General features: G+C 41.1%; 17 protein-coding genes. 8 read left to right on the plus strand and 9 right to left on the minus strand.

The features are described 5' to 3' along the window. Nucleotides 1-35 precede the first annotated feature (35 nt). Together MF4640_RS05135 and MF4640_RS05140 are read left to right on the plus strand one after the other, a co-directional pair. Nucleotides 36-569: a cysteine peptidase family C39 domain-containing protein gene (locus tag MF4640_RS05135; protein WP_078388896.1), complete on the plus strand. Its 534-nt coding sequence runs from the start codon at nucleotides 36-38 to the stop codon at nucleotides 567-569. A 20-nt stretch (nucleotides 570-589) separates the two neighbouring features. After that, a complete protein-coding gene (locus tag MF4640_RS05140) occupies nucleotides 590-1,540 on the plus strand; it encodes a DUF4424 family protein (RefSeq protein ID WP_078388897.1) in 951 nt (316 codons plus the stop codon). A 269-nt stretch (nucleotides 1,541-1,809) separates the two neighbouring features. Here MF4640_RS05140 and MF4640_RS05145 read toward each other — a convergent pair whose 3' ends face one another. The 4 genes from MF4640_RS05145 to MF4640_RS05160 all read right to left on the minus strand — a co-directional run bounded on the left by MF4640_RS05145 (nucleotide 1,810) and on the right by MF4640_RS05160 (nucleotide 4,828). Continuing rightward, nucleotides 1,810-2,328, minus strand: coding sequence for a tetratricopeptide repeat protein (locus MF4640_RS05145; RefSeq protein ID WP_171263854.1), 519 nt, complete (start codon nucleotides 2,326-2,328; stop codon nucleotides 1,810-1,812). 79 nt (nucleotides 2,329-2,407) lie between these two features. After that, nucleotides 2,408-2,746, minus strand: a complete 339-nt coding sequence (locus tag MF4640_RS05150) for a DUF3325 domain-containing protein (RefSeq protein WP_078388899.1) — start codon at nucleotides 2,744-2,746, stop codon at nucleotides 2,408-2,410. Then, nucleotides 2,743-4,470 (minus strand): PepSY-associated TM helix domain-containing protein, encoded by a 1,728-nt coding sequence (locus MF4640_RS05155; protein WP_078388900.1) that lies wholly within the window; start codon nucleotides 4,468-4,470, stop codon nucleotides 2,743-2,745. The genes MF4640_RS05150 and MF4640_RS05155 overlap by 4 nt, the downstream gene beginning before the upstream one ends. 7 nt (nucleotides 4,471-4,477) lie before the next feature. Continuing rightward, a complete protein-coding gene (locus tag MF4640_RS05160) occupies nucleotides 4,478-4,828 on the minus strand; it encodes a hypothetical protein (protein WP_078388901.1) in 351 nt (116 codons plus the stop codon). Nucleotides 4,829-5,103: 275 nt separating this feature from the next. Here MF4640_RS05160 and MF4640_RS05165 point away from each other — a divergent pair, with 275 nt between their 5' ends. Further along, complete coding sequence (locus MF4640_RS05165; RefSeq protein ID WP_004693932.1) at nucleotides 5,104-5,364, plus strand: hypothetical protein; 261 nt, start codon at nucleotides 5,104-5,106, stop codon at nucleotides 5,362-5,364. Between the two features lie 97 nt (nucleotides 5,365-5,461). Here the strand turns inward: MF4640_RS05165 and MF4640_RS05170 are convergent, their stop codons facing one another. Next, nucleotides 5,462-7,936 (minus strand): acyl-CoA dehydrogenase, encoded by a 2,475-nt coding sequence (locus tag MF4640_RS05170; RefSeq protein WP_078388902.1) that lies wholly within the window; start codon nucleotides 7,934-7,936, stop codon nucleotides 5,462-5,464. A gap of 291 nt (nucleotides 7,937-8,227) precedes the next feature. Continuing rightward, nucleotides 8,228-9,241 (minus strand): lipoyl synthase, encoded by a 1,014-nt coding sequence (lipA, locus tag MF4640_RS05175; RefSeq protein ID WP_005399739.1) that lies wholly within the window; start codon nucleotides 9,239-9,241, stop codon nucleotides 8,228-8,230. 208 nt (nucleotides 9,242-9,449) lie between these two features. On the opposite strand from lipA, the gene sthA reads away from it, so the two are divergent. Then, nucleotides 9,450-10,865, plus strand: a complete 1,416-nt coding sequence (gene sthA, locus MF4640_RS05180) for a Si-specific NAD(P)(+) transhydrogenase (RefSeq protein ID WP_004693926.1) — start codon at nucleotides 9,450-9,452, stop codon at nucleotides 10,863-10,865. Between the two features lie 313 nt (nucleotides 10,866-11,178). On the opposite strand, the gene MF4640_RS19410 is transcribed toward sthA, so the two are convergent. Further along, a complete protein-coding gene (locus MF4640_RS19410) occupies nucleotides 11,179-11,319 on the minus strand; it encodes a hypothetical protein (protein WP_004693924.1) in 141 nt (46 codons plus the stop codon). 421 nt (nucleotides 11,320-11,740) lie between these two features. Further along, a complete protein-coding gene (locus MF4640_RS05185; RefSeq protein ID WP_078388903.1) occupies nucleotides 11,741-12,673 on the minus strand; it encodes a hypothetical protein in 933 nt (310 codons plus the stop codon). A gap of 265 nt (nucleotides 12,674-12,938) precedes the next feature. On the opposite strand from MF4640_RS05185, the gene MF4640_RS05195 reads away from it, so the two are divergent. Together MF4640_RS05195 and MF4640_RS05200 are read left to right on the plus strand one after the other, a co-directional pair. After that, nucleotides 12,939-13,409, plus strand: coding sequence for a YaiI/YqxD family protein (locus tag MF4640_RS05195; RefSeq protein ID WP_004693920.1), 471 nt, complete (start codon nucleotides 12,939-12,941; stop codon nucleotides 13,407-13,409). Nucleotides 13,410-13,422: 13 nt separating this feature from the next. Continuing rightward, nucleotides 13,423-14,334, plus strand: a complete 912-nt coding sequence (locus MF4640_RS05200; protein ID WP_039889716.1) for a DMT family transporter — start codon at nucleotides 13,423-13,425, stop codon at nucleotides 14,332-14,334. Between the two features lie 16 nt (nucleotides 14,335-14,350). On the opposite strand, the gene MF4640_RS05205 is transcribed toward MF4640_RS05200, so the two are convergent. Then, the gene (locus MF4640_RS05205) at nucleotides 14,351-14,920 is read right to left on the minus strand and encodes a PilZ domain-containing protein (protein ID WP_004980648.1); all 570 of its coding nucleotides are present in this window, start codon (nucleotides 14,918-14,920) and stop codon (nucleotides 14,351-14,353) included. 24 nt (nucleotides 14,921-14,944) lie between these two features. Here MF4640_RS05205 and MF4640_RS05210 point away from each other — a divergent pair, with 24 nt between their 5' ends. Continuing rightward, nucleotides 14,945-16,180: a lipoprotein-releasing ABC transporter permease subunit gene (locus MF4640_RS05210; RefSeq protein WP_004980646.1), complete on the plus strand. Its 1,236-nt coding sequence runs from the start codon at nucleotides 14,945-14,947 to the stop codon at nucleotides 16,178-16,180. After that, the gene (lolD, locus tag MF4640_RS05215) at nucleotides 16,173-16,856 is read left to right on the plus strand and encodes a lipoprotein-releasing ABC transporter ATP-binding protein LolD (protein WP_078388905.1); all 684 of its coding nucleotides are present in this window, start codon (nucleotides 16,173-16,175) and stop codon (nucleotides 16,854-16,856) included. The genes MF4640_RS05210 and lolD overlap by 8 nt, the downstream gene beginning before the upstream one ends. Nucleotides 16,857-16,869: the final 13 nt, after the last annotated feature.

Raw genomic sequence — 16,869 nt, forward strand, 5'->3', positions numbered from 1 at the left:
TATTATCAACACAATCATCTTTTTCGAATTGTGTTATGGCCGTGAATATCCCTGAATCCTTAATGAACCTTGAAGCTAATGGCGGTATTTATGCGGTATGGATGCTACTCCAGCATTTATATATCGATGCGGATATTGAACAGTTGATAGAGGTCTGTGGTTATGATGCAGAAAACGGAACGACAACCATTGGCTTGGCAGTCGGATTAAAGAAATTTGGCTTTGATGTTCAATTTTATACTGATGAAGACCCAGAGCTTCAAGCACAAGAAAAATTGAGTTATGCAGAAGCTGAGCAACTAAAACTGCCAGTTTTAGCGGCCATCAATTACCAACAAATTCAACAGGCATTTGAGCAAAATAAATTTATCATTGTCTATTACGATACTTTAGAAGGCGTCGGAAACCATTCACTGGTTTATGCTATAGATGAGCAGGAAATCTGTTTCTTTGATAGTTTTGATGCGATGCCTGCATCTGTATTTGAACAGCAACGTCAAGTCGAGGGCATCTGCCGACAAGTGATCGTGCTTGATCATTCAAGCGCTCGCATGGAAACAGCACAATAAACATGAAAAGGAGGCATTAAATGAAAAAAATCCTTGGACTATGCGTGTTCATCTCTATGCAGATCAGTGCGAATGACAGCACGGGTTTTGTGGCAACGGGCGGTGTGCAATATCTGAAAAATCCAAAAATCAGTATGCAAAGTGAAGATTTGTTTATCAGTAAAAACATCATTCGGGTGAATTACCAATTTAAAAATCTTACAACTCAAGATATTACGGAAACTGTTTTATTTCCCTTGCCGCGTGTGGGCAGTTCGCGTGAAAGCGATTTTGCACATACCGAACAATTGATTGAAAGCTTTAAAGTACAAGCGAATGCACAAAAGATTCAGCCAGAAACGCATGTGCGTGCATTTTTACCCGCTTTAACAGCCAGTGGGGACTTCAATTCCAATGGTGACGTTGTCGATGTGACTACGGGTTTGAAAAAATGTGGTTTTTCCGATCGAGATTTGATGTATCCGTGGTTATTGCAACAAGACTCTACGCTTAATCAGCGTTTGTACCGTTGTCAGGACAAAACGGTACAGCAGCTTTTAAAGCCTTATCAGGTGGATGATGAAATTTATTGGGAATCGCAAATTATTTATAGTTGGCAGCAGAAGTTTAAGGCCAATGCGTTGACCCATGTACAACATGAGTACATGCCATTGGTCGGTGGTTCGGTCTCTTTATATCCTGAAGAGGATGAAAAAACCTATTGTATGGATCAAAACTTCAAAGCGGGTTTGAAAAAGGCCAAGTCGCAATATGCACCTTATCAAGCTTTGGGCTATATCTTAAAAACGGGCGCAAATTGGGCGAAACCTATTCAAAGTTTTAAACTGACCATTGAGCGTGACCCGAATGAGCTGGTTTCATTTTGTTGGAAGGGTCAGGTGAAAAAGATCAGTTCGACACAATTTCAAATGACAGAAAAGAATTTTGTGCCGAAGCAGGATTTAGATATTATTTTTGTGCGTAAGTTTTAAGTCCAATTTTTGGGGCGTTCTTTTGTTTCGGCAAAAGAACCAAAAACATTTTTCATCCGAAAAATCTGTTTGCGTTATGAATGTAGAGCGCCTTTTGTTGCAAAAACAATTCATTTTAAAGGCGATTACTTCATCTTACGCTGCAAATAAAAGCATTACTTTTATTCTTGCTCAGGTTGCGGATGACCTTATGGCGTATCGAATGAAATTTAAAAAATGCCAGTCAGTATATTCACTAACTGGCATGACATCAAAGAATGGACTTGTGTTTATTCTTGTTTTGCGGCATCTGCTTTGTCGTGCCAGTATTTGGCTTTTTCTTCATCCGCATCAACACCTAGTGCATTTTCATAAATGAAAGCCAAATCACGCATGGCTTGAGCCTCACCCAGTTCCGCCGCTTGTTGTACCAGTTCAATCGACTTAGCGCCATCCTTTTCAACCACATCGCCCCGACGGTAAAAACCAGCTAACTCTAATATTGCAGTTGGGTGTTTGAGTTCAGCGGCTTGTTTTAACCAGTGATGTGCATGTCCAAAGTAGGTTTTAGCTTCGCTTGGATCTTCTTCGCGAAGTTCTTTTGCATAAAAAGCATAACCTTCACCCAGCCAATACATGGCTTCTACATGACCCAATGCTGCTGCTTTGAGCGCCCATTCTTCTGCAAGCGTAATGTCATCTTCATTTTCACTTTGCATATACAGTTCAGCAAGTTCAAATTGAGCATCACTATTACCTGTTGTTGCAAGGTTGACCAATTCAGCAGGAATTTTAGGAGATTTAGGCATACAAATAACCAAAGATTTAAACTGTGGATAGCCTAATGCTTTCAAGTGAAAAAGCCAATTCGAAGATTGGCTTTTAGGTTCAGATCAGGTGCAAAGTTAGGCTGAATATAAATAAGAATAAAACTGAAACAGCACTATTCTTAATTTTTTGCTCAAAATAACTTAAGCAAAGTCCAACAAAAAGTGCTGCGAAGCTAATCACGCCGACCCAATAACTGATTTCGGTGCTCCAATGTCCTTGTGTTAAGCAAATGAGCAAAGAAACAATTAACAGTAACCAACCCACAGTGGTTGCTAAGCGTGTTTGCTGAAGTGTCAGTTCTTTAGCAAAGATTTGCTTTTGGTGCTTAGACATACTGCTAGCAAGTGCAAAAAAACCTAAGGTCGCTAAAGTCCAAATGATCAGAAACCAAATCATGCTTCGGCCTCCTGAACGGGTGCTTTCACTTTTTTATTCGGCAAACCTTGATGTTTTTTCACTTTGTCATAAGCGAAATAGAAGATCACTGCCATTACCCACATGGCTAAATCAACCGATGCAATCATCCATTGACCCTGCGCAATGCTGTTCCACAAAGCTTGACCGCCTGTCATCAAGTTGACCACTGGCAGCAGGGCGAAAGCGAGTGTTGCCAATAAAAGTAAGTCTAACCATGCTTGGCGGTGGGTACGGAAAATGGCATATATCAGCGTGAGTAACCATACGGTAAAGAAGCTACGAATTTCCCAGTTTAGGCGCATTTCTACATCTGCTGGAATGAAACGGTTGGCATAAAAATATGCCGCGCAGGCCAAAGGCAAACCAATAATGGCTGCAATATTCAGGACTTCAACTAGTCGGAAACCAAACGATTTATAGCCTTGTTTCTGCTGTTGGGGTGCACGTTTTACACACCAAAGGATCAGACCTGTCGCCACCATGAGCGTGCCTAAAATACCTGAGCAGAATAATAACCAACGCAGTGCTAAGTCGAGGCCACGCGCTTCGTGTAAGACGGTGACCACGTTATATATGCCACTTGGAATCGATGGATTTTTGATTCGTATATTTTTATCCGTTTCATCTTGACCCGTGACCCCATTATAGTTGAGGGTTGCATACACATTGCGATGCGCGACGCTTTCAGCACGCAAGGCACGTAACTCAATTTTGGCTTGGTCTGTATTGGGTGAAATAATGTTAATTGAAGCAATTGGATTGTCTTTCCACTGTTGTTGTACCGCCACCATAATTGGTGCTAAGTGTGTCAGTGGCGCAGGGCGGAGTTCGGGTTTTGGACGTTCCTCACCATGACCTTCTATATGTTCACCGCGTTGCTGTCCGCGTTCTCCACGAGCCGCTCTTTCGCCTTCGCGTTGACCTCGATCTTCGCGCTGCACATCTTCAGCCTTTTGGGGCTGTTCAATCATGCTGGCCTGTTGGTCACGTAAAAACTGTTGTCGATTTTCATAAGCTTGGTTAATCCCCCAAGGCATGAACATAAACATGAGTAGTAGTAAGCCACTAAAGGTAATCATTAGATGAAAAGGCAATGCAAAAACAGCGGTTGCGTTGTGTGCATCTAGCCATGAGCGCTGACCTTTGCCAGAGCGAAAGGTAAAGAAGTCTTTAAATATTTTTTTATGGGTAATGATGCCGCTGACAATTGCGACCAACATGAACATGGTGGCAATCCCGACCAACCAACGTGTCCACAGACGGGGTAAACCGTACAATTCAAAATGGAAACGATATAGGAATCCACCACCACGCGTATCCCGTGGTTCAATCACTTCACCAGTCGCACTGTCTAAGGTGATGCGTGTTCCACCACGACGTGCTTTCGGGTCTTCACCAACGGCACGAATAGTCACTTCAGTTGTGGTTTGGCGTGAGTTGGGTAGTTGAATATTCCAGCTGCCTGCATCTGGGTGGTTTTTCTGTAAATAGTTGAGCGCGACCTGCATCTGTTGCACTTGAGACTGCGCAGGGATAGATTGATGTGTTTCTGGTTTCATCCAAGTAGAAATTTCATTTTGGAAAAAACTCAGGGTTCCAGTCACAAAAATTGCATAAAGCAGCCACCCTAAAATGAGACTGGCCCATATATGCAACCAGGACATGGATTGGCGCGGTCCTTCCGCTTTTTGATCAACACGCATTGAAAAACTATCCTAAAAATTTGAGTAGGGCATACAGTGCAAGACATGGCACAGCAATGCCGAGCGTTGCTTTTAAGGTTTTTTGAACCATAAAGACCCAAATAAAGGCAGCACAGTTAAGACAAAATGCAATGAGTGTGGCGCTCATGGCCGCATTCACAGGATTTGCAATAAAGACTTTAGCAATGGTTAACGCAGAGAGCGCAGCAAGGAGATAACCTCCGAGCAACGCAAGTGCAAATCGATACAACACCATTAGACGGTAGCTAAGTGGTGTGTCGACTTTCTTCTTTTTGGCAGGCTTCGGACGGACTTTTTCCGAATGAACCAAGGCATCAATTTGAGTGGTGCTATTCATGAGAAGAGAGTTGGTGTATTTAGTAAACAATATTGCAAATGATAACAATTATTATTTAAATAAAATAGATGGTAACTTTATTTATTTTTTCTGTAACGGTAAGTGAGTTTGGTGAACAGAAAAATTTGGGTTGTAGTGGATGACTTTTTAAATAGATTTGATTCTTATTGTTATTTCTCTAAGGAATGGCTACACAGTGTTACCAAATCACGTTATACGTTGTTTTGATCTGCGTTAGTTTCATAGTCAATACTTGGGCGAATTTGGAGGAAAAGATGGCTGCTTTTATTAATGCCGAACAGGCAAAAATTATGTCCAACCAAGCGTATTTAGATATTGAAATCTATAAATTACGTTTAGCATCACTAATTGAGGAGAGTGCGAAACAGGGAAATACTGCGGTATTTACCGTATTGCCAAAACATTTACCCTTAGAAGATATTCGTCATCTTTCAGCAGAACTGACCCAACTGGGATATCAAGTCCGTTTGGAAGTGGAAGAGTTCTATTACCGTTTAAACGTATATTGGATTTAAAACTTCGCTTTGATGTCTTGGTTTATATTGTGTGGATAAAATAAAAGCCCGTAAACGGACTTTTATCTTTTAGGAGTTTCGAAAACCGATGAGATGGTTATGGTTGAATATCGGAAGCCTTTGTATGGTAGGGATTCTTTAAAGCGAGTGTTTGTTCAAGCTCATGGTCGAAAATATCGGTGAGCATACTATCGAAGCGTTGAGCATTGTAATGAATCAACTGATCTGCTTCTTCAGGACTGATGAATCCTGTTTCAAGTGCATGTTGAATATGTGATTCAAAATCTAAGCCTTTAAATTGTCCTCTAGACTCCGCTTTTTTAAACTTCGTCCACAGTGGATCAATTTTTAATGCTGCTTGGAACGCATTTTCCATACGCCCAAAGACGTCATTGGGATCGGTATTGTAAAAAACATGCTGCTTTAGTTGTTCACGGAAAGGATTATTTTCCATGATCGCACGTCCTAATTGTGTTTTTAGCTGATCACTTGGTTGCTGGGCAACACGACCAAAAGGGAAACAGATGAATTTGGCTACACAAGCTGCGGCTCGCATAGGAAAGTTTGCGAATAGTCCATCAAATGCATCCTGAATTTGGACAAATGCTTTTTCTAAAGCCAGTTGAGCATGTTGTTGTTCAGCTTCACTACGTTGTCCTTTTTCATAAAACTTCAAAATAGCGGTCGCGATAAATAGATGGGCATGAATGTCAGCCAAACGTCCTGAAAGCATTTCTTTGCGTTTAATATCGCCTGCAAGTAAGCCTAAACACAGGTCTGCGGTTAAGGCGAAGTTTGCACTGTAACGGTTAATGGTTTTGTAAAAAGGACGTGAAAAAGCATCTGTCTGTGCGTAAGCATCTGAAGGACCACCGAAGATGCCATAATTGAATGAACGGGCTGTGCGGTTAAAGGTATAAGCCAAATGTTTAAAAAGTAGCGTGTCGAAAGGCGCTAGAGCTGTCTTTGTATCTTCTGCTTGAAGGAGTTGAAGTTCTTCATATAAATAAGGATGACAGCGCATTGAGCCTTGACCAAAGATCATTAAAGAACGGCTTAAAATATTGGCCCCCTCAACGGTAATTGAAATGGGGATGGCTTGATAATTCAGTGCTAAAAAATTGCGCGGCCCCATTTGTACTGCCCGTCCGCCAACGACATCCATCCCATGATTGACAATTTTACGCATGGTTTCGGTGGCATAGTATTTGGCCATAGCTGTCATAACAGCAGGTTTTCCACCTTCATTTAAACCACAGGTCACCATATAGCGAAAAGCTTCTAACATATACGCACCGCTGGCAATATCACTGGTAGCTTCTTGCACACCTTCAAAATGTCCTACAGAAATTTTAAATTGTTGGCGAACTTTGGCAAAAGCACCGACACTTAAATAAGCCATTTCAGCTGAAGCAGTGGAGAGTGCTGGCAGTGAAATCCCACGACCTACGGCTAAGCATTCCATCAGCATGCGCCAACCTTTACCTGCATTTTCCACCCCACCAATAATCCAATCGAGTGGGATAAAAACATCTTGTCCATCGACCGTGCCATTCATAAAAGGGGAACCAGGATTATGGCGTGCACCGACTTGGACACCTGCATGGCTGGCAGGTAATAAAGCGCAGGTGATACCGTATTCAGTTTTGCTTGCATCGCCTAATAGTCTATCAGGGTCATAGAGTTTAAAAGCGAGACCAATCACAGTCGCAATAGGTGCCAGAGTAATCCAGCGTTTTGAAAAGTTCATACGTAAACCGAGTATTTCTCGGCCTTCAAACACACCATAGCAGACCACGCCTGTATCCGGTATTGCACCCGCGTCTGAACCAGCCTCGGGACTGGTTAAACCAAAGCAGGGGATTTCTTTACCTTTGGCGAGTCCTGGTAGGTAGCGTTGTTTTTGTTCTTCAGTTCCATAATGTAAAAGTAATTCACCTGGCCCTAGCGAGTTGGGCACCATACAACTGACTGCAGTGGTTAGTGAACGTGAAGAAATTTTGCTCATGATGCGGCTTTGTGCAAAGGAGCTAAAGGCACGACCGCCGTATTCTTTGGGAATAATTAAACCTAAAAAGCCTTGTTCTTTGATGTATTGCCATGCTTCAACAGGAAGATCTTTTAAGTGATGATGAATTTCCCATTCATTCAGTAAACCACAAAGGTGTTCAACTTCATGATCTAAGAAGGATTGCTCTTCAGCAGACAGAGTTGGGTAGACATAACCATCAAATTTTTTCCAATCAGGCGCACCCATAAATAATTCTTTTTCCCACCAACTGGTGCCTGCATCCAATGCTTCGCGTTCGGTACTGCTCATACTCGGCATGGCTTTGGCTAAAGCTTTATAGGCAGGTTGAGTGATTAAAGACTTTCGTAATGGATCAATAACCACAATCAGGCTGAGAATAATTAAGGGCAGACCTAGAAGTAATGACCACGGACTGATAAAAATAGCAGCGAAGAGGGATGCAAAAATAATGATCGCAGCCCCAAATAAGCGACTGAGTTCAAAATAAAAAATGGCCCAGAGGATACAGATTAAAAATAAAATGGCGAAAATGAAACCCATTGAAACCTCCCGTTGTTTACACCGTGAGGTGAGTCATACGTTTTATAGAACTCCACGGAAAATAAGGCAAAACGTAGACTAAAAAGGTGTAATAAAATGAATTTGATGTGATGTGTAGCATCACGATTATTTTAGACTTTGAATTAGATTAGGATGTTTATTGAACAATGACTGTGTTAGAAATGTATGAATACGTAATTGAAAAATATAAAGAACGAAGATCGTAATCAAAAAAGCCCTCATATGAGGGCTTTTAATTCTTGCGTTTTAACTGTTTAACACCACAGCAAATTAAGCTTCAATCGTTTGAACAGCAATCTTTTTCGCAGGATCTGCTTTGCGACGTACTGCTGGTACAGGTTCGCCATAGTATTGACGGTCAGCGAAGTAGCTTGAACGAACCATCGGCGCTGCCCAAATATTTCTAAAGCCCAACTTTTGACCATGCGCAGTGTAGCGTTCAAATTCTTCTGGTGTAACGAAGCGGTCAATCGGCGCATGCTCTTTTGAAGGCTGTAAATACTGACCAATCGTTACATAATCAACGCCGTGTGCATGCAAATCATCTAAAAGAGAAATGACTTCTTCTTCAGTTTCACCAATACCGACCATCAAACCACATTTGGTTGGAACGTCTGGGCAGTATTCTTTAAACATTTTCAACAGATTTAAAGAGTGTTGGTAGTCTGAACCTGGACGCATTGCTTTGTATAAACGCGGCACCGTTTCAATGTTGTGGTTAAACACATCAGGTGGACACTCGGTCATAATGCGAAGCGCAATGTCCATACGACCACGGAAGTCAGGTACCAAAATCTCAAGTAAAGTATTCGGGCTTAATACACGTGCTTCTTTAATACAGTCAACAAAGTGTTGTGCGCCACCGTCAAGTAAGTCATCACGGTCTACAGACGTGATCACGGCATATTTTAAACCTAAGTTTGAAATTGTTTCAGCCATGTGACGTGGTTCGTCTGCGTCAAGTGCATTTGGACGGCCATGTGCCACGTCGCAGAAAGGACAACGACGTGTACAAATGTCACCCATAATCATAAAGGTTGCCGTACCGCCACCAAAACATTCAGGTAGGTTTGGACATGCAGCTTCTTCACAAACGGTATGCAGTTTTTGTTCACGTAGGGTTGATTTAATGCGTTGTACTTCTTCGGGTGCTGCCATTTTCACGCGAATCCAATCCGGCTTGCGTGGCGTTTCAACCGTAGGAATAACTTTTACAGGTATACGCGCGACCTTTTCTGCGCCACGAAGTTTGATACCCTGCTCAGGTTTACGGTTTTCAGACATATTCAACTATTCCACTGTTTTTGACGGGGGAGATGCTAAAAATAGCAGTATTAGTATAGCGGAAATGCGAATTGATAGGGCGGAAATACTATTCATTTACTAAATGTGGTTATCACTTAATATATGTAAGCTAAATACAGCAAATTGCCTGCAATTACGTCATAATATGCCCAAGATAAGTAATAAGTTTTTAAAGAAGGAGCGTTGAATGCCACGTAAAAAAGAGGTCGTTGGTGGAACTTTCGTTAAGTACGATGCGGTCGTTCTAGGTTCAGGCCCTGCGGGTGAAGGCGCGGCAATGAAACTTGCCAAATCTGGAAAGCGTGTTGCGATTGTGGATGTACGTGAGCAGCTCGGTGGTAACTGTACCCACGTGGGGACCATTCCAAGTAAAGCTTTACGTCAAACGGTATCGAGTATTATCCGTTATCGCCGTGACCCAATGTTTAAAAAAATGGGCGACTGGCGCCAGTTTACCATGAAGCAAGTGCTTCAAAATGCACATAAAGTGATTCAACAACAGGTTGATACCCACTCACGTTTTTATGACCGCAATAAAATTGATATTTACCATGGTCGTGCCTATGTTCAAGACCAAAATACGGTTTTAGTGTTTAGCCCTGAAGGCATCAAAGAAACGATCATGTGCAAACAAATCGTGATTGCAACGGGTAGCCGTCCATATCGTCCTGCGGCGCTTGATTTTAACCATCCGCGTGTATTCGATTCGGACAAAATTTTAGACCTTGATTATTCGATCCAAAAAATCATCATTTATGGTGCAGGTGTAATTGGTTGCGAATATGCGTCTATTTTCATTGGACTAGATCATAAAGTTGACTTGATTAATACACAGCATAAATTGCTGAGTTATCTAGACGATGAAATTTCTGATGCTTTGTCTTATCACTTACGTCAACAAGGGGTCTTGATTCGCCATAATGAGCAGATTGATCATCTTGAAACGTATGATGATCACGTGGTGCTACATTTGCAAAGTGGTAAGAAAATTAAAGCAGATGCTATTTTGTGGTGTAACGGTCGCTCTGGAAATACGGATGGCTTAGGTCTAGAAAATGTTGGCATTACGCCAAACAGCCGTGGTCAAATTACAGTCAATGATCAATACCAAACCGAAGTGGAAAACATTTACGCTGCGGGTGATGTGATTGGTTGGCCTTCACTGGCTTCTGCTGCATATGACCAAGGTCGTTGCGCAGGTGCAAACATGAGCGGTGAAGTGGGTGTAGAACCTGTGGTTGATATTCCGACAGGGATTTATACCATTCCAGAAATTTCTTCGATTGGTAAAACTGAACAAGAGTTAACCGAAGAAAAAATTCCGTATGAAGTGGGTCAAGCTTCTTTCCGTCATTTGGCGCGTGCGCAAATTACAGGTGACACAGTGGGTGAATTGAAAATTTTATTCCACCGTGAAACTTTGGAAGTGCTGGGTGTACATTGCTTCGGTAATAACGCTTCGGAAATTATTCACATTGGTCAAGCGGTGATGAATAGTCCAAACAATACCATCAATTATTTCGTAGAAACGACGTTTAACTATCCAACGATGGCTGAAGCATATCGTGTAGCGACTTTAAATGGTATGAATCGTTTGTTCTAGTTTTTATAGTATTTTCAGAGACCTGTAAGTTTAGACTTACAGGTTTTTTTATATCTAAAATTGCTATTTTGTAAGTGCAGGCATATCTAAAAGCCTAAAACTTTTTAACGATTTGTGCGGTGGTAGGTGAGTGCGACAAGTAAGGGGGGAGGGAGCAACTTTGCCTATGAGATACAAGTAATTTTGTGGATACCATATTTCTTAGCGTAGAACATGGAAAGAATGATCCAGTGATACGGCGTAGCAGATATTTTTAGGCATAAAAAAACCAACAAAGTTGGCTTTTTTGAATTGGGCTGCGACGTGAAATCAGTTACAGGATGAACTGATGTAAGAAGTAGGCAGAAATCATCATGCCTAACACAAAAAACATGCACGAATAGGCGTCAAGCTGATAACGCTTTTCTAATTGATGTTCAACATGCTGTATATTTTCTTCTTGCATAATTTTCATGGAAGTTTTTATTCCGATTTAATTATCGTTAAAATCCTATTGCATGTTTGTATTTTTAACATAAAAAAATGCTTAAATAAAGTACTAATTAAAAATAATCAGATCTCCACTATACATAATCACTTAAATATTCAAGTTTATGCTGTGTTAACCCAGAAGCCAGTAGCTACCAATAACTAACTATCTGAAAGTCATAGAGCTTAGGATTTTATTATTCATCGTTAAAATAATATAATTGAATTTAAAATTGTGGATAAATGTGCTTTTAAATGAATTTAAAATACCAAAAGATAATAAAATGTGTGGATAAGTTTTATACAAATGAATTCAAATTAAAATAAATCGTACTAATATAAATAAAAAAGCCAACACAGTCTATTCATCGATCTTACATAGTCCGCGTTGGTTTGTTTTTTATAAGTTATTGATTTAATGCATAAATATTGGCTTGAATCCAGATATTGCCGCGAATATATTGTCCAATATTAAAGTTGGCGTACTCTGGATTTTTAGTGGCAATACGAATCAGTGTCGCAGGTTGGTTGTCTTCATGAATCAAGGCAACATCAAGCAGAGTGTAGTCTTGTTCCATAAATTGCATGCTGGTTTTGCCAACAATATTCCCTTGGAACCATGCTTCATCTTCCTGACCGATCTTTTCGCCATACAAATAAGCGACCATTTTTGAAAAATCGACAGTCACAGGTTCTTTGTCATCATCCGACTTTGGTTCCCATGCATCAATCTGTTCTTGTAGGTTTGCAGGAGCAATGCCATTGTTTGCTGCCAAAATATCGTTCAAGGCACGATGATGTTTAATCGATGCAGGGTCATCAACCACTAGTTGCTCGTGCTCTGCGACTGCTTCTAGTTCATATGCCCATGCATTGAGATGTGCAATATAGGTTTGGTCTTTTTGGTATTGAGCATGATTGACGCTATATAGGCTGTCATAAGCGTAGACGATACTGTTATTGCCTAAGTTTAAACGTAAAACGGCTTGTGTGTTGGATTGACCGCGAATGATGCGTTCAACCACAGCAGACACTTTATAGGGGCTATTAAAACTTGGAAATGCAGTTTTAACAGCCTTGGGTTTATTGTCTTCAACCGCGATGACTTGAGTCAGTTGAACAGCCGCTTGACTTGGACCTTGAATGAGCCAGCAACCCGCATCCATATCTTGTTCAGTCTGGCATAAACCCATCGGCATGATTGGTGCATTTAAAGCTAAACCTAACCATTTAGGGACATCTTGTGCAGGGTTATCGGTGAGTAAATTCCAATGCTCGACGTGGCTACCAAAGTTTTGGTCATCAATGGTGATTATTTCTGGACTATTTTGCTTGTTCATATGCACGATTGAATGAGGTTATATATCCCTATTAAATCGAGGGTTATTTCTATATTTCAAGTCCTATATTTTATTTTTACTGGAAAATCATCAAAAAAGAGTAAAGCCTTACTTTATTTGCGAGAGAAAAGAGCAAAGTATTTCCTTGTGATACTTAAAAAGTATTACGCAAGCTTTGTATTAGGGATTTTGAGCGGTTTTATCTATTATGCTCAAGCACTGAGTTTGTTAGACTAAGGCAGTTTCTTTTGTTTATGGATGTGCAGTGCTGCCATTTAAACTCTGGGTCGATGCAGATGCATTGCCTAAAATTTTACGTGAAGTGATTTTACGTGCTTCAGATCGTTATCAGCTTGAAGTGACCTTTGTGGCCAATCAAAATGTCGGGATTACGCCTTCCGTTCGTATAAATTCAATTCAAGTGATGAGTGGGGCCGATGCCGCGGATAAAGAAATCATCGAACGCATGAAAGAGAATGATATTGTGATGACACAAGACATTCCGCTGGCAGCACAGGTGATTGAAAAGGGTGGAATCGCAATTCACCCACGTGGTGAAATCTATACTACAGCCAATGTCAAAGCGCGCCTACATTTACGTGATTTTATGGATTCATTACGTGGAGCAGGAGTAAACACGGGTGGCCCACCGCCTATTTCTGAACGTGATAAACGAGAATTTTCTAGTTCTTTAGACCAAACCATTCAAAAGCAAAAACGCAAAACCGCCATTTAGCATCGAGCTGATTATGTCTTCTAAAGCCAATCTGATGGCAACCTATGGATTATTGGTTTTTATTTGGTCCACAACGCCTTTAGCGATTGTGTGGAGTGTGACCGATTTACATATGCTGTGGGCGTTGGTATTACGTTTTTTCATTGCTTTGCCTTTGGCGATTTGTTTGTTATTGGTTTTAAAGCGACATTTCCCCACCGATAAAGTCGCTTGGCATAGCTATTTGGCTGGTTCTTTTAGCTTGATTGGCTCACAGTTTTTTACCTATGTTGCCACCAACTATATTAGTTCAGGCATGATTGCATTGATGTTTGGCTTAGCACCGATTATGGCAGGGCTGATTGGACGTTTTTACTTTAAGACCTATTTGAGTGCGATGCAGTGGCTTGGGATGTGTATTGCACTGCTGGGGCTTGCGATAATTTGCCTTGCAGGTACAGAACAGCATGTCCATCCGTTTGGGATTGGACTGATGTTACTTAGTGTATTTTCTTATGCAGCCTCTATTTTCTGGGTGAAAAAAGTCAATGCGAATATTGAACCCGTTGCACAAGCGACAGGTTCAATTTTGGTGTCGACATTGGCGGCTATATGTATTGTGCCTTTTATTTGGCAGCATGCACCGCAGCAAATTCCCGATTTGAAAACTTGTTTGGCGCTGCTATATACGGTCATCATGGCGTCATTGATTGCGATGTTCTGTTATTTTAAATTGGTGCAGAAAATTCAACCCACGACTTTATCGCTGACTACCGTTATGACGCCGATGATTGCTTTATTTATAGGTGCGGTACTGAATCAGGAAAAACTTTCGATGATGGTGATTTTGGGTGCAGTGGTTTTACTGTCAGGTTTATTCGTTTACTTTTATAAAGATCTTCAGGCAAGTCGGAAACTTGCCCAAAAGTTAAAAAGCCAAAACTAGTCCAAGGTTCTGGCTTTTAATGATCTTCGACCGTCAAAGAAATACAGTCGGCCAATTTGACACGATCTTGCGGGTGCAAGGTAATAAAGTATGCTCCCGTACGGCACTTGCCATTTTCCTCTTCATTGCTGTACACCACTTGTGCAATCGCTGCAATATGGAAGAAGTTTTCAGGGTGGCTCAAGGTTAAGTGTATATAAGTACCATCTTGAATTTGTTTTTCGCTATAAAAGCTCAAACCACTTTCTGAAAAGTTCACATGTTCAGGTGTAGGTAACATGGTTTGTACAATTGTGTCGTACAAAGACCCCGTGATCAGGTTTAATTTCTGGTTAAATAGGGATAAGATTCGAGCAATTTGTTGATCTTTTTCAGATAATTGTTCTAATTCGTAGTTTAGTGCATGATCAAATTGATCTAATTCTGCGAGTAGTAGAAAATAGCGCGGTAAAACAAAATTAGGATCGTAAGGGTCATTCAGGGCAACATCATCAGAAATGATCTGATAGTTAATTCTCAAGGCCGCATCGATTCGTGACATCACACGACGTTCTGCTTGAACGTTTTGATGCTGTAAATTTTCCATAATTATGACCTCGGACTAGATGGTATGTTTAAACCAATCTCGCTGTATATAGGGTTGAGATATACTCGCGCACGGCGTAGCAACCACTTTATTTCTTTTATTGCACTGGTTTCGATGATCGGTCTAACACTGGGTGTGGCTGTACTTATTACAGTCTTATCTGTAATGAATGGTTTCGACCGAGAGCTGAAAACACGTGTACTTGGAATGATACCTCAAGCCACTGTTTCTTCAACACAAATTTTAACAGATTGGCCTGAACTTGCAAAAAAAATTGAGACAAAGGAACACGTCACAGGCGTAGCGCCGTTTACTCAATTGCAGGGGATGCTTACGGCACAAGGCCAAGTGGCTGGAATTATGGTCACGGGGATCGAACCTCAATATGAAAAAAAGGTTTCGATTATCCAAGACCACATGGTTGAAGGCGGTATTGATAACTTAAAAAAAGGTGAGTTTGGTATTGTTCTAGGCAAACAAATGACCGATGCCTTAGGTTTAGGTTTAAATGATAGTGTGACTTTGGTTTTACCTGAGGCAACACCATCACCAGCGGGTGTGGTACCGCGTTTTAAACGTTTCAAAATTGTGGGCATTTTCAGCATTGGTGCTGAGGTCGATTCGATGATGGGCTATATTGCCTTGAATGATGCATCAACGTTGTTACGCTTACCTGATGGAGCGCAAGGCATTCGCTTGAAATTGGATGATATTTTTGCAGCACCTAAAGTAGCTGATGAAATTGTGATGGATCTGCCAAGCGGTTTTTATGCTTCGAATTGGACCTATACTCATGGCAATTTGTTTAGTGCGATCCAAATGGAAAAAGCCATGGTGAGCTTATTACTTTTCCTGATTGTATTAGTGGCTGCATTTAATATTGTGTCATCCTTGGTGATGGTCGTGACCGATAAAAAATCGGATATTGCCATATTACGTACCCTTGGCGCCTCACCTGCAACTATTACCCGTATTTTTATGGTTCAGGGCACGATTATTGGTGTGATTGGTACGGTATCGGGTGCGATTCTCGGCATTGTTTTTGCCTCTGGAATTAGTGGTTTTGTAGGTTGGTTAAACAATGTGATGGGACTTCATTTGTTTGATGCCTACTTTATCAATTACCTACCTTCGTATTTAAGATGGCAAGATGTATTAACCATTGTGTCACTGTCTTTAGTTTTAAGTTTCCTTGCAACAATTTATCCTGCAATGCGTGCTGCAAAAATCCAACCTGCGGAGGCATTACGTTATGAGTAAAATTGTTTTAGAAGCACAAAATATTGAAAAACATTTTACCGATGGTAAGTCGACTGTTGAGGTGATTAAAGGCCTCTCTCTACAAGTTAAAGCAGGTGAATTTGTCTCGATTGTGGGGTCGAGTGGTTCGGGTAAAAGTACTTTGTTACATGTCTTGGGTGGTTTAGACCGTCCGAGTTCGGGCCAAGTGTTTTTGCAGGGTAGTCGTTTTGACAGTTTAAATGAAGCTGAACGTGGTTATTTACGTAATCAACACTTAGGTTTTGTTTACCAGTTCCATCATCTGTTGCCTGAGTTTACCGCTTTGGAAAATGTGGCAATGCCACTGATGTTACGTCAAGGTACTAACTTTAAAGATGTACAAAAGCAAGCCGAATATTTACTCGAAAGTGTCGGATTGACGCATCGTTTAACCCATAAACCAGGTGAGCTTTCAGGTGGGGAACGGCAACGTGTTGCATTAGCGCGTGCATTGGTGGCCAAGCCTGCGTTGATGATGGCAGATGAACCGACAGGCAACCTAGATCGTAAAACAGCAAGTAAAATTTTTGAGCTGCTGATGGATTTACGTCAGGAGTTCAATATGGCGATGTTGATCGTGACACATGATGAACAACTGGCTCAGTCCGCCGATTCTATTTTGCATATGCAAGATGGTCTTTGGGTCAATGATTAGGCTGAGTGCCGAT

Source organism: Acinetobacter sp. MF4640 (assembly GCF_002018895.1).
GTDB classification, from domain to species: domain Bacteria; phylum Pseudomonadota; class Gammaproteobacteria; order Pseudomonadales; family Moraxellaceae; genus Acinetobacter; species Acinetobacter johnsonii.

Bases quoted from the DNA above. Each gene is read 5' to 3' on its own strand.
- MF4640_RS05160 (WP_078388901.1), bottom strand. From the start codon at position 4,828: ATGAATAGCACCACTCAAATTGATGCCTTGGTTCATTCGGAAAAAGTC.
- MF4640_RS05210 (WP_004980646.1), top strand. From the start codon at position 14,945: ATGTTTAAACCAATCTCGCTGTATATAGGGTTGAGATATACTCGCGCA.
- MF4640_RS05170 (WP_078388902.1), bottom strand. From the start codon at position 7,936: ATGGGTTTCATTTTCGCCATTTTATTTTTAATCTGTATCCTCTGGGCC.
- MF4640_RS05205 (WP_004980648.1), bottom strand. From the start codon at position 14,920: ATGGAAAATTTACAGCATCAAAACGTTCAAGCAGAACGTCGTGTGATG.
- MF4640_RS05200 (WP_039889716.1), top strand. From the start codon at position 13,423: ATGTCTTCTAAAGCCAATCTGATGGCAACCTATGGATTATTGGTTTTT.
- MF4640_RS05150 (WP_078388899.1), bottom strand. From the start codon at position 2,746: ATGATTTGGTTTCTGATCATTTGGACTTTAGCGACCTTAGGTTTTTTT.
- sthA (WP_004693926.1), top strand. From the start codon at position 9,450: ATGCCACGTAAAAAAGAGGTCGTTGGTGGAACTTTCGTTAAGTACGAT.
- MF4640_RS05140 (WP_078388897.1), top strand. From the start codon at position 590: ATGAAAAAAATCCTTGGACTATGCGTGTTCATCTCTATGCAGATCAGT.
- MF4640_RS05155 (WP_078388900.1), bottom strand. From the start codon at position 4,470: ATGCGTGTTGATCAAAAAGCGGAAGGACCGCGCCAATCCATGTCCTGG.
- MF4640_RS19410 (WP_004693924.1), bottom strand. From the start codon at position 11,319: ATGAAAATTATGCAAGAAGAAAATATACAGCATGTTGAACATCAATTA.
- MF4640_RS05145 (WP_171263854.1), bottom strand. From the start codon at position 2,328: ATGCCTAAATCTCCTAAAATTCCTGCTGAATTGGTCAACCTTGCAACA.
- lipA (WP_005399739.1), bottom strand. From the start codon at position 9,241: ATGTCTGAAAACCGTAAACCTGAGCAGGGTATCAAACTTCGTGGCGCA.
- lolD (WP_078388905.1), top strand. From the start codon at position 16,173: ATGAGTAAAATTGTTTTAGAAGCACAAAATATTGAAAAACATTTTACC.
- MF4640_RS05135 (WP_078388896.1), top strand. From the start codon at position 36: ATGGCCGTGAATATCCCTGAATCCTTAATGAACCTTGAAGCTAATGGC.
- MF4640_RS05185 (WP_078388903.1), bottom strand. From the start codon at position 12,673: ATGAACAAGCAAAATAGTCCAGAAATAATCACCATTGATGACCAAAAC.
- MF4640_RS05165 (WP_004693932.1), top strand. From the start codon at position 5,104: ATGGCTGCTTTTATTAATGCCGAACAGGCAAAAATTATGTCCAACCAA.